The sequence below is a fragment of the Caballeronia sp. NK8 genome (assembly GCF_018408855.1).
Classification (GTDB): Bacteria; Pseudomonadota; Gammaproteobacteria; order Burkholderiales; family Burkholderiaceae; genus Caballeronia.
Window position 1 is genome coordinate 277,691 of sequence record NZ_AP024323.1, and the last position, 12,061, is coordinate 289,751.

Below are 12,061 nucleotides of genomic sequence, written 5' to 3' on the forward strand. Positions count from 1 at the left end.
ATTTCTTTGAAACACCGCATTTACTCGGAGAAAATCTCATTTTCGTAAGAGTCTTAATTCTTGATTTAAGCCTAATCTGATTGTTTCAATCAAATGCGACAAAGCATGAATATATTTATCAGTTAAGTCCGCGGCCGCGATGCGTCCGCGAGAGCCTGTGTGGGCGCGGCTTTCGCAGATTCGTCGTTGGTCATCGCTTCGACTTGCGGCAACGGCGGCTGTTCGTTGATCCAGGCATTCAAAATCGTCGACGTCACCGCGAGAATCACGGGGCCAATGAACAATCCGACTATTCCGAACGCGAACATGCCGCCGAGTACGCCGGAAAGAATCAGCAACATCGAGAGATTCACGCCGCGTTTGATGAGAATGGGCCGCAGGAAGTTGTCGAGCATCGCGATCATGATCGACCACACGAGCAGCAGCGACCCGGTGATATGCGCGCCGTGCCAGAACAGCCACGCGACGCCGCCGAGCAGCGGCAGCAGCGGGCCGATCTGCGCGAGGCACAGCATCAGCATGATGGCCGTGATGATGCCCGCTGCCGGCACGCCCGCGAGCGCGAGCCCGATGCCGCCCAAGGCCGACTGCGTCACCGCCGTCACGACGATCCCGAGCGCCACCGCGCGGATTGCGAGGCCGGCGAGCTTGACGGCTTCCGCGCCACGCTGCGCGGCGATGCGCGTCGCGAAGCGCACGACGAAGCGTCCCGCCGCTTCGCCGTTCATGTACAGAATGCCGGAGATGATGATGGTGATGACCATGTGCATCACGAACACGCCGACGACGGCGGCATGCGCGAGCATCCAGCGCGCGGCGATCGTCACGTAAGGTTCGAGCTTGGCGAGCATGCCGCCGGGGCCAGCATCCGAGAGCGTCTGCCATTCCGTCGACATGCGCTGGCCGACGAGCGGGATATCGTGTATCCAGCCCGGCGGCGGCGGCAACGCGTAGCTCGGCAGGCTCTTGACGGCGGCCATGATCTCGCCGCCATGCAGGGCGAGCGTCGAGATCGCCTGATACAGCGGCAGCACGATCACGATCAGCAGCAAGAGCAGCATCACGGTCGTCGCGATCCAGCGGCGGTTGCCGCAGCGGCGCTGCACCGCGCGCATCAGCGGCCAGGTCGCGACGACGATCGTCGTCGCCCAGATGAGGCCCGGCAGGAACGGGCGCAGGATGTAGAGGCTGCCGACCGTGAGCGCGGTCAGGATCGTGATGATCAGCAGGATGCGCGCGATATCCACCGGCTGGCGGGGATTCGGTGTCGGCTGCCCGTTGGATGGGATTGGCATGGTGCGTCCGATGAAAGTGAATATCGATGCGGCGCGAAAGGAAAACGTCAAGACATGGCGCGCAACGGAAGATGAACAAGCGATAAGCGAAAGCCGGCGATACGGCAAGCTGCTACCGGCATGACGGGCGCAATCATAACGGCACTCCAATCCATACTACTAAAAATCGTCGCGTGCCTGCCCCTGACATACCCTTCATCGCAGCCTTTCGATGTTTCTGGAAATGCGTTTTTAAATTGCCTATGCTTTTTTGCGGGCGCAGAAGAGAGCAGGCATGTTCCGCCGCGCACCACGAGGCCGACACAAGAACGATTTGGGAGACTGACATGGCCGGTTTTTCCCGTACTTCGCTTGTCCCGCTCATTGTTGCCATCGGTGCTTTCGGGATCGTGACATCGCCCGGAATCGAAGCCGCCGAAGAAATCCAGAACGCCAATACGACGCAAGCATCGCCGGTCCCGAGTTCACTGCGACCCATCTCGCAGCAGCAACTCGACGGCGCCGCGGGCGACAGCGCGTCATGGCTGCATTCGAACGGATCGTATGCCGAAACGCGCTATGCGCCCGCGACGCAGATCAACACATCGAATGTGGCGAAGCTCAAGCCCGCGTTCATCTTCCAGACGGCGGTGATGGAGTCGATGGAAACCGCGCCGATCGTCTCGAACGGCGTGATGTTCCTCACCACGTCGTACAACCACGTCTATGCGATCGACGCGGTGACGGGCAAGGAGTTCTGGCATTACAAGCACAAGATGGGTCCGGTCACGACCTTCTGCTGCGGGCCGAACAATCGCGGCGTGGCGATCTCGGGCGACCGGCTCTTCATGGGCACGCTCGACGCGAAGCTCGTCGCGCTCGACGCGAAGACCGGCAACGTGGTGTGGTCGACGCAGATTGCCGATCCCGAAGAAGGCTATTCGGAGACGATGGCGCCTGTGGTCGTCGACGACAAGGTGCTGATCGGCACGAACGGCGGCGAGTACGGCATACGCGGCTTCGTGAAGGCGTTCGATGCGAATTCCGGCCAGCTGCTGTGGACCTTCTACACGATCCCCGACACGGGCAGTGAAGGCGTGTGGGCCGAGAACGACGCCGTCGGCCGCAACATGAAACGCGATATCGCCGCCGAAAAGAAGACGCTCGCGGAGAAGGGCACGGACTTCAACAAGACGCTCGGCGGCGGCGTGTGGATGGCGCCCGCGGTCGATCGCAAAACGCGCACGGTGTATTTCGTGGTCGGCAATCCGTCGCCGGACCTCTATGGCGCGATTCGTCCCGGCGACAATCTCTATACGGATTCGCTCGTCGCCATCGAGCTCGATACCGGCAAGTACAAGTGGCATTCCCAGTACATCGCGCACGACGTGTGGGATCTCGACGCGGTGAGTCCGCCGATTCTCATCGACGTGAAGGACAAGAACGGACAGATGGTCCCGGGCATCATCCACGGCGGCAAGACCGGTTTCGTCTATGTGCACGACCGGCGCGACGGCAAGATCATCCGCATCTCCGACGCGATGATTCCGCAGGAAGGCGTCTGGACCCTGCCGACAGCGACCGGCGCGCGCATGCTGCCGGGCGCGAACGGCGGCGTCGAATGGTCGCCGATGGCCTTTAGCCCGAAGACGCGCATGGCTTACGCCGCGAACCTGCATCAGCCGATGACGTATCAGGTCGAGGAAGCGGCGTATCCCGGCGGCAAGCTGTGGCTCGGCGGCGCGTTCAAGACGATTCCGTCCGAGCAGCAATGGGGCAGGCTCGTCGCGGTGAACGTCGATACCGGCAAGATCGCGTGGGGCTTCAAGACGGACCAGCCGCTGATCGGCGGCGTCCTCGCCACCGCGGGCGGGCTCGTGTTCAACGGCGAAGGCAACGGGCTGTTCCGCGCCTTCGACGCCGCGACCGGCCGCAAGCTCTGGGAGTTCCAGTGCGGCGCGGGCGTCAATGCGCCGGCGGTGTCGTACATGGTGAACGGCAAGCAGTACATCGCGGTCGCGGCGGGCGGCAATACGCAGCTCGACTTCAAGCGCGGCAACAGCCTGCTCGTGTTCGCGCTGCCCTGATGACGGTGCGCTCGAAACGCCTGCGCGTCTGGCTCGTGTACGTGCTGTGGATCGTCGCGTGCGCGCTGTTGTCGCTGCCGTCCTTCGCGCGCGCCGATTCGCAGGCGGTCGCGGCGAAGGCGGCGATCTGCACGAGTTGCCACGGGCTGGGCGGCAACTCGACGACGGGCGATTATCCATCGCTTGCGGGACAGACATCGCGCTATCTCTATCTGCAATTGCGCGATTTCAAGGCGGGCCGCCGCAGCGATCCGCGCATGTCGCCGATGGCCGAGAACCTCACGCCCGCCGACATGCACGACCTCGCCGATTACTTCGCCGCGCAGAAGCTCATCGCCACCGACTTCAAGGCCGATCCGGTGAAAGTCGAAGCGGGCAGGAAGAAGTCCGAAGAGATTCTCTGCACGATGTGCCATCTCGGTGGCTTCAAGGGGCAAAACGAAATTCCGCGCGTGGCCGGTCAGCAGTATCCGTACATCGTCAAGCAGTTGCAGGACTTCCGTGACAGGAGGCGCACCAACGACGCGGGCAACATGACGAGCGTGTCGAAGAATCTGACCGACGCGGACATCGAAAATCTCGCAAACTACATCGCGAATCTGCAATGAGCGTCAAACGACTCCGCTGCGTGCTGCTGGCATTGGCGCTTTCGACGACCGCGCACGCGCAGACCGATGCGTACGCCCTCAACGAACGCCTGCTGTCCGCCGTGCGCGAGAGTGATCAGGCGGCCGTCACGCGTCTGCTCGATGACGGCGCGGCGATCGATTCGCGCAACCGCATCGGCGACACGCCGCTCATCAGCGCGTGCAAGAAGGGCTTGGCGCCGATGGCGCGCATGCTGATCGAGCGCGGCGCGAAGGTGAGTCAGGCGGACGCGCAGGGCATCACGCCGCTGATGGCCGCGGCCTTCACCGGCAACGACGAAATCGCCGCGTTGCTGCTCGCGCATCATGCCGATGCCGCCGCGACGGATCGCGTCGGCAAGACCGCGATCGAGTATGCGGCCGGGCGCGGACATACAGCTGTCGTGCAGCGCCTGCTCGATGCGGGCGTCGATGTGAACGCGGCCTATCGCAATCACCTCACGGTGTTGATGTGGGCGGCGGGCTATGATCAGGAAGAGACCGCGTCGATGCTGCTTGCGCGTGGTGCGCAACGTGATCTGCGCGATGATCGCGGCATGACCGCGAAGGATATCGCGGAGCAGACCGGATCGATGCATGTTGCGGCGTTGTTGGCGAAAGGGTGAGGGCGGGGCGCTTTGGTTGTTGTCGCTGGATCCCGTATTCGTGTCGGTCTATTGGCGTTGCCCCTGTGCGGGGCGGCAGTCACTTTCTTTGCTGCTGCAAAGAAAGTAACCAAAGAAAGCAGCTTGAGCCGCCCGCGGTCACACGCAATTTGGGTATTCTTCTCGTTGTCCGTGGGCTCAGTAGCGAGTGCCCTCGCAGGCCTAACCGGGCGTGGACCGCGCACGGTCTGACTAGCTAGTTGTTTAAGCGCACTGGTTCAGCACGAAACAGTTCCGGCACAGCGCTACGCGCTGCCGATGGGTGTGCGAGGGAACCGACGAAAAAAGAGAAGCGCAGAAGCACATGCAGACCCGATGTACCCATCGGCCGCGCAGCGGGCCGGAGCCATTTCGTGCTGAACCAGCCACGCATGCGGCGCGATGTGGCAGACCGTGCGCGGTCCAAGCCCGATGGGGCCTACGAGGGCACTCGCTACTGAGCCCACGATCAACGAGAAGAACACCCAAATTGCGTGTGACCGCGGGCGTTTCGAGCTGCTTTCTTTGGTTACTTTCTTTGCAGCAGCAAAGAAAGTGACTGCCGCCCCGCACAGGGGCAGTGCTAATAAACCGACACGAATACGGGATCCGGCCAAAACCCCAACTCAAGCCTCAGCCGATCAAAATTCGTTGTCCCAATCGCCGACTGCCAGAATCGGGAAAAAGCATCGCGCCGACGCGCTCCGGCTCGATCCCGAAGGTCTCTCCCGCCGCACTCGCGATGACTGCATCGAGCCCGGTCGTCGGCTTGAGGTCGCGCGCCTGATAGAGCGATGCATTCGCGAGTCCCGGCCAGTCCGCGAGCACACGCCCGCCCGCCACCGCGCCGCCGACGATCATCGCCGCCGACGCCGTGCCGTGATCCGTGCCGCCCGTGCCATTCGCCGCCGCGGTGCGGCCGAACTCAGTCGCGACGACCACCGTCGTGTTCGCCCAATGTTCGCCGAGTCCATCGCGCAAAGCCGCGAGCATCGTATCGAGCGCCTTCAGTTGCGCCGCGAGGCGCGGGTTCTGCGCGCTGTGCGTGTCCCAGCCGCCGGTTTCGATCATCGCGATGCGCGGGCCGTCCGGCTTGCTCAGAAAGCCCGCCGCGAGCTTGCCGAGGCTCGCCGGGTCCTGACGCGCGCCCGCATCGGCGGCGAGGCCGCGCGCCTGCATCGCGGCATCCCAGAGCGGATGGAGCTGCGCATCGCCCGCATAGAGTTGCGAAACACGCGTGATGAGGTCGTCCGGCGCCTGCGGCAGCGACGACGGCGCGTATGACGTCACGTCCGCGCGGCCACGCAACGCGAGCGGCACGGTCGGCGCGAACGCGACGGCATCGGCGCGCGGCGCGGGCAGCATCGAAAGAAGGCGGTTCATCCAGCCATCCTTCAGCCGATACGGCGCGTTGCCGCCGGTTTCGAGCACGTTCTGGCCGTCGAAGTGCGAGCGCTCGCGATACGGCGACGCGACCGCGTGCACGAACAGCGCCTGCCTGGCGCGATACATCTGCCCGACCTGCGCAAGCGCCGGATGCAGCGCGAACATGCCGTCGAGCTTCGTCGCGCCCGATGCGTCGATCGCGAGCGGCCCGCGCAACGTCGCGTAAGCCGGATCGCCGTAAGGCACGACGATGTTCAGCCCGTCGGCCGCGCCGCGCTGGATCACGAACACGAAGCGCCGTTCGGTGTCGGCGGAAGCGAACACGAACTGCGGCGCGACGAGCATCGCGCCGGCGCTCGCGCCCGCGCACCAGAGAAATTGGCGACGCGTCAGCATGAATTCATCTCCTCAGAAAGTCGGGCGACACGAGCAGCAGCGCGAGCGCGGTCGGCGCGCTTTCGGCGCGTGACACGGCATTCGCGGTCGCCTCGGACAGCGCACCGGGAAGCAGTTGCGGACCGAGCGTTCGGGCGTCGAGCCGGTCACCCGCGCGCGCCGCGAAGCGCTGCGCAAGCTCGACGCGGCGCACGAGCGCATCGGGCGCGGCCCAGCTCGCGGCGATATCGTCGTAACCGGCGGGCGAGCCGGGACGCCAGACCTGCTGGCCCAGTTGCGTGAGCAGCGGCGCGGCGCGCACGCCTTGCAGATCGGTGCGGCCGAGCCCGCGCAGCGATGAGACGGTCCAGTCCCACGGCGTCTTGAACTTGGCGGACGCGGGCTGCCACGCCTGCGGCGCGTCGATCAGCGCGCGATAGACCGAAGGCAGATCGCCGCCCGTATCGCTGAAGACGTTCGCGAGCTGATCGACGAGCGCGGGCGGCGGCGTATCGGCGACGAAATGGCGCGCGAGCTTCTCCGCGATGTGATGCGCGGTCGCGCGCGCGTTCGCCAGATCGTGCAGCACGGCAAGCGGCTGCGCTTCGTCAACCTGCGCGTATTGCGTGCTCATCACGGTACGCACGCCCGGCTCGTGCAGACGCGGACGGAACACGAACTGTCCGGGCGGCGTCGGATCGTTGGGATTGTTCGCGGCTGCCGCCGTCATCGCGCCGAGGCTCCAGCCGGTGAGCGTGCGGGCGAACTCGGTCACGTCGGCCTGGGTGTAGCCGCTGCGCACGCCGAGCGTATGCAGCTCCATGATCTCGCGCGCGAGGTTTTCGTTGAGCCCGCGCCGGTTGTCGGGATTGCGCATCGCGGCGCGCGCGGCGGCGGGACTGTCGGGTCCGACCGAGCGCGCCTGATCCAGAAAAATCTGCATCGCCGGATGCCGCTCTGCCGCGACCAACATGTCCTCGAAACGCCCGAGCACATGCGGGCGGATCGCTTCGTTCTCGAACGATCCGGCGAGCATCGCGACGGGCGGCTTTTCGATCGACACGGCGAAATGGTTCGCCCAGAAATGCACCAGGCGTTCGATGAAAGGCGTGTTCGTCGTGAGCGCGCTCGTCATGCGCGCATCGACGGCATCGCGGTAGGCGTCGCGGATCTGTTCGCTGTACTGCTTGCGCACGGCGGGCTTGTCGGCGTCGCTCGCGTCGCGCAGCGCGCGCTGGCGTTCGGCGAAACGCGCGGCGAGCGCGGCGCTCGATGGCTGGCCGCTCAGCCCGGACGGCATCGGTCGGTACGCGCTCTTGGGTGGATCGGCCTGTTCGATGAGCCAGCCGCGCGGATCGGCGGGCAGCGGCTCGCCCGGACGCGCGCCGAGCCCGAAGCGGTTCACCGCGATGGCGGCAGGCGAGAGTGACGGCGCGATGGCCATGAGGTGCTCCGAAGTGCTCGATGCCGGTTAAACGCTGGTGCGCGGAAAATCCGTCGCGCGATTCATTGCTTGGGCCGCGCGTCAGGTGGAAGGGCGCGCAGCGGACCGTAACGTTCCATCGCCGCGACGAGCTTCAGCCGTTCGTCGGGCGTGAGCGTCGACGCGAAGTCCGCGACCGTGCCTTCGATACGCGCGCGCAACGCGGCATCGGCCTGGCGCGTGCGGGCGAGGGCATCGTCGAGCGCACGGCGATCGAAGTCGCGCGCCGCGAGGCTTTGCGCGAGATCGATACGCCCGTCGCGTGCATCGCGGATCAGCGGCAGGCTCGCGCGGCGCGTCTCGCGCAACGCGTCGCGCAACTGGCGCTGGCGCTCGGCGGAGAGATCGGCGGCGGCGAAGCGGATGCCGCGCGGCTGCGCGGCTTCGGTGCGCTGCTGCGCGAACCATCGATACGCGCCGCCCGCGATCGATCCGATCAGAAACACATTCAGCACGAGCGACACCGCCGCGAGCGTCTTCAGCGTGCGTGGACTCATTGATCGCTCCAGTCGGAAGGGGCGCCGCCGAAGGCCGTGCCCGAATAGGATTGCTCGAACCAGCCGCCATGCGCGCTGTCCCCCGGCGCGGGTGCGGGCGCGAGCAGCGAAACCAGCAGCGCGCCCGCCGCGACGCCCGCCGCGCCCGCGCCGACGAACCCCACGCCCGAGAACCAGATGCGCGGACGTCGCCAGAAGGCGCGCGCGGGTTGCGCCGGCGCCGAAGCGACGATGCGCCGCGCGAGCGCCGGGCTCGGCGCGGCGACGGCGTGTGCATCGAGCATGTCGTCGAGCGCGCGCGCTTCGGCGAGCGCGGCGAGCGTCTGCGCGTCGCCCGCATGCACGAGCGCGAGCGCCGCGTCGCGTTCGCCCGCAGGCCAGCGTTCCGGCGACGCGCCGTAGGCCTCCGTGAGTTGTCGGAATCGTTCGGGTGTCATCGATGTTCCTTCGGGGCGTCGTCGCCGGTATTCGCGAGATCCGCAAGCGCGGTCCTGAGGTTGCGCCGCGCGCGGCCGAGCAGGCTTTCGAGCGCCTCGACGCTCACGCCCATCGCCGCCGCCGCTTCCGCGTTCGACAGTTCCTGGTAGTACTGCAGCACGAGCGCTTCGCGCTGGCGCGCGGGCAGCGTGGCGAGCGCCCGCCGAATGTGCGCGCTCGCGTGCGCCGTATCGAGACGTTCGTCGGGCAGGGGCGCGAGATCGGCCTGCTCCGGCCAGTCATCGGACACGCTCGTCTCCCGATGACGCCGCAGACGGTCATAGCAGAGATTGAGCGTCACGCGATGCAGCCACGTATCGAAGCGCGCGGACCCGGAGCGCCACTTCGGGGCGATCTTCCAGATGCGCAGGAACGCTTCCTGAGCCACGTCGTCGGCCTCGTCACGGTCGCCGAGCATGCGCGCCGCGAGCGCGACGATGCGCGGGAGCTTGCGCGCGACCATCTCGCGGACGGCTCCCGCTTCCCGATTGCCGACGCGGGCAATGAGCGCGGTATCCGGATCTTCTTCTTCGTTCAATGTGGTGTCGGGTCTCGTTGCGCATGTCGGACTGCTCGCGGGCGAAGCGAATCGACGCCTTCGCCCGCATCCTCAGTAAACGACGACCGGCCCGCGATAGTAGACAGGCCGCGCCGGATACACGACGCAGCCAGTCAGCGTCGCGGCGACCAGCGCGGCCGCAAGCAATGCCTTCAGCATGATGAGCCACCTCGATTCGATCGTGTCACGCCCAGTGCCCTTCGACCCAGCGCCAGTTCGGCCCGTGCTGCACCCAATGTCCCGGAATCCAGCGATAACCCGCGCGCACCGGCCGCCAGTGTCCCGGCGCCCAGACGTAGCCGCCATGCGCCCAGCGCCAGTGGCCCGGATCCCATGCGTAACCGGAGCGCGGCGGCGGAGGCGCTTCGACGCGGGCCGGCGGTGGCGCGGACGGCGCGATGATGATGGCCTGCGCGTGCGCGGGCTCGCTGTGCAGGGCAGCGAATGAAACCGCGATGACCGGCGCGAGCATCGCGGCCGCAAGCGCCGCACGCAGCGGCGAAGGTGTTTTTCTCATGATGTGTCCCGTCGTTTCAGGTTGCGACGAGACATTGAACGCAGTGGCGCGGCGATTTCCGTCGCGCTTGCGGCGGCGAATTTGTAACCGGTTTTTACGCGAACGCGTCCAGTCCGTCGACGAGACGTTTCGCGAGGCGCGGCTGACGCAGTTGCTCGGTCCACCATTGCAGCGCGCGGCCTTCGTGATCTCCACGCCACGCGACATACAGAACGTTCGGCTCGCGCGGATCGGCGGTTTCCTTTTCGACGAGCTCGCCGCGCGCGAGCAACGTTGCCACGCGATGCCGCGGCACCCAGCCCGTGCCCAGTCCGTGCCGCTGCGCGAGGATTTTCGCGCGCATCGTCGGCACGGCGAACGCGGCCTGGCCGCCGAGCACGCCGTACGCGCGTCCCGCCGATCGCGACGAATCCGCGACGACGACCGCCCGATGCGCCGCGATCTGCTCGCGCCGGAGCGGCCCGTCCACTTGCGCGAGCGGATGCCGCGACGACACCGCGAACACCCATTGCATCACGCCGAGCTCGAACCAGCGCAGGCCGGGAATCGCGGGCGGCTCGTTGGTCGCGCCGACGATCAGATCGGCGCGGCCGTCGCGCAACGCTTCCCAGGTGCCGCTCAGGACTTCGTGCGTGATGCGCAGCGCGACGCCGGAATCGAGCGCATCGAACGCCTGCACGACCGGCAGCAGTGTCTCGAATTCGAGGATTTCATCGCAGACGATCCACAGCCGGTCTTCCCAGCCGCTCGCGATCTGTTTGACGCGCTGCGCGAGCCGCGACACGTCGAGCATCAGGCGCGACGCTTCGTCGGCGAGCAGATGACCGGCGGGCGTCAATTGCAGGCGATAGCGGCGCCGGTCGAACAGCAGCGCGTCGAAGCGCGTTTCCAGCTGGCGCGCGGCATGCGAGACCGTCGACGGCGCCTTGCCGAGCCGCGCCGCGGCGCGCGACAGGCTGCCGGTTTCGCGGATCGCATCGAGCAGCGAGAGTTCGTCCTCTGACAACATGTTCGACTCCATCGAACGAGTTCATCGTCCGGATCGTACGGCAAAACCGGCGCGGCGGTCCAACATGCGCTTCATCGAACCAACCAACCTTCGATGGAGCTGAACGATGAAAGCCTTCCTTCACACGATGCGACGCGCCGCCGGCGTGCTGCTGGCCGCCGCCGCCCTGCAACCGCTCGCGCATGCCGCGAACGCGCCGCGCGCGCCGCAACCGTCTGCCGCCGCGAGCGCGATCCAGTCGCGCACGATCGACGCGAACGGCGTCGAACTGCACTATCTGCAAGCCGGGCAGGGCAATGCGACGCCCGTCGTGCTCCTGCACGGCTACACGGAAACGAGCCGCATGTGGCAGCCGCTGATGACGCGTCTCGCGAGCGAGCGCGTGGTGATCGCGCCCGATCTGCCGGGCGCCGGCGGCTCGGCGATGCCCGCTTCCGGCTACGACAAGAAGACGCTCGCGCAAGACATCCACGCTATGGTGCAGGCGCTCGGATTTCGCAAGGTGAAGCTCGTCGGACATGACATCGGGCTGATGGTCGCGTATGCGTACGCGGCGCAGTATCCCGACGAAGTGGAAAGCATCGTGCTGATGGACGCGTTTTTGCCCGGCGTCGGCGACTGGCAGAAAGTCTGGCTGCTGCGCGACAAATGGCACTTCAACTTCTACGGCGACACGCCGGAAAAGCTCGTGCGGGGCCGCGAACGCACCTTCTTCGAGCATTTCTGGAACGACTTCGCCGCCGATCCCGCGCATTCTGTGAGCGAGGCCGATCGCCGCTATTATTCGGCGCAATATGCGCGCAACGGCCGCATGCGCGCGGGCTTCGAATACTTCCACGCGTTCCCGCAAGACGCGGAGGACTTCGCCGCCTTCGCGAAAACGCCGCTCGCCATGCCGATGCTCGTCCTTACCGGCGAGCGCGCGTCGGGCACGTTCCTGATCGATCAGGCGAAACTCGTCGCGACGAACGTGCAGGGCGTGGTCGTGCCGGGCGCGGGCCACTGGCTGATGGAAGAAGCGCCGGATGCGACGATGGCGCAACTCGTGCGCTTCATCGACGCGCCTTCATCCAACTGATATCTATCGACGCCGTTGCGCGCGTCGTGTGCGACGGCAAACAGGGAGC

The 12,061-nt window shown here is 66.2% G+C and carries 12 protein-coding genes; 4 read left to right on the forward strand and 8 right to left on the reverse strand.

What is annotated here, in order from left to right; all coding sequences use genetic code 11:
- Positions 1–122: 122 nt before the first annotated feature.
- Positions 123–1,295 (reverse strand): AI-2E family transporter YdiK, encoded by a 1,173-nt coding sequence (ydiK, locus tag NK8_RS15880; protein ID WP_162067090.1) that lies wholly within the window; start codon positions 1,293–1,295, stop codon positions 123–125.
- Positions 1,296–1,621: 326 nt separating this feature from the next.
- Between ydiK and NK8_RS15885 the strand changes: the two genes are divergently transcribed.
- Genes NK8_RS15885 through NK8_RS15895 form a run of 3 tightly spaced genes read left to right on the forward strand, consistent with a single transcriptional unit; the run spans position 1,622 to position 4,613 of the window.
- Positions 1,622–3,361, forward strand: coding sequence for a PQQ-binding-like beta-propeller repeat protein (locus tag NK8_RS15885; RefSeq protein WP_213229894.1), 1,740 nt, complete (start codon positions 1,622–1,624; stop codon positions 3,359–3,361).
- The gene (locus NK8_RS15890; protein ID WP_213230382.1) at positions 3,358–3,969 is read left to right on the forward strand and encodes a cytochrome c; all 612 of its coding nucleotides are present in this window, start codon (positions 3,358–3,360) and stop codon (positions 3,967–3,969) included. Before NK8_RS15885 ends, NK8_RS15890 begins: the two co-directional genes overlap by 4 nt.
- On the forward strand, positions 3,966–4,613 hold the full coding sequence (locus tag NK8_RS15895; RefSeq protein WP_213229896.1) for an ankyrin repeat domain-containing protein: 648 nt from the start codon (positions 3,966–3,968) through the stop codon (positions 4,611–4,613). Before NK8_RS15890 ends, NK8_RS15895 begins: the two co-directional genes overlap by 4 nt.
- 651 nt (positions 4,614–5,264) lie before the next feature.
- On the opposite strand, the gene NK8_RS15900 is transcribed toward NK8_RS15895, so the two are convergent.
- The 7 genes from NK8_RS15900 to NK8_RS15930 all read right to left on the reverse strand — a co-directional run bounded on the left by NK8_RS15900 (position 5,265) and on the right by NK8_RS15930 (position 10,934).
- Entirely contained in the window at positions 5,265–6,413 is a 1,149-nt protein-coding gene (locus NK8_RS15900) for a DUF1501 domain-containing protein (RefSeq protein WP_213229898.1), read from the reverse strand.
- A 4-nt stretch (positions 6,414–6,417) separates the two neighbouring features.
- Positions 6,418–7,836 carry a DUF1800 family protein gene (locus tag NK8_RS15905; RefSeq protein ID WP_213229900.1) on the reverse strand — a complete coding sequence of 473 codons (1,419 nt, stop codon included), beginning with the start codon at positions 7,834–7,836 and terminating at the stop codon, positions 6,418–6,420.
- Between the two features lie 62 nt (positions 7,837–7,898).
- The gene (locus tag NK8_RS15910; RefSeq protein WP_213229902.1) at positions 7,899–8,372 is read right to left on the reverse strand and encodes a periplasmic heavy metal sensor; all 474 of its coding nucleotides are present in this window, start codon (positions 8,370–8,372) and stop codon (positions 7,899–7,901) included.
- Positions 8,369–8,809, reverse strand: a complete 441-nt coding sequence (locus NK8_RS15915; RefSeq protein WP_213229904.1) for a hypothetical protein — start codon at positions 8,807–8,809, stop codon at positions 8,369–8,371. Before NK8_RS15915 ends, NK8_RS15910 begins: the two co-directional genes overlap by 4 nt.
- Complete coding sequence (locus tag NK8_RS15920; protein ID WP_213229906.1) at positions 8,806–9,387, reverse strand: RNA polymerase sigma factor; 582 nt, start codon at positions 9,385–9,387, stop codon at positions 8,806–8,808. The genes NK8_RS15915 and NK8_RS15920 overlap by 4 nt, the downstream gene beginning before the upstream one ends.
- A 205-nt stretch (positions 9,388–9,592) precedes the next feature.
- Positions 9,593–9,880, reverse strand: coding sequence for a YXWGXW repeat-containing protein (locus NK8_RS15925; protein WP_225936343.1), 288 nt, complete (start codon positions 9,878–9,880; stop codon positions 9,593–9,595).
- 139 nt (positions 9,881–10,019) lie between these two features.
- Complete coding sequence (locus NK8_RS15930; protein ID WP_213229910.1) at positions 10,020–10,934, reverse strand: LysR family transcriptional regulator; 915 nt, start codon at positions 10,932–10,934, stop codon at positions 10,020–10,022.
- A gap of 106 nt (positions 10,935–11,040) precedes the next feature.
- Here NK8_RS15930 and NK8_RS15935 point away from each other — a divergent pair, with 106 nt between their 5' ends.
- Positions 11,041–12,012 carry an alpha/beta fold hydrolase gene (locus NK8_RS15935; protein WP_213229912.1) on the forward strand — a complete coding sequence of 324 codons (972 nt, stop codon included), beginning with the start codon at positions 11,041–11,043 and terminating at the stop codon, positions 12,010–12,012.
- The last annotated feature ends 49 nt before the right edge of the window (positions 12,013–12,061 follow it).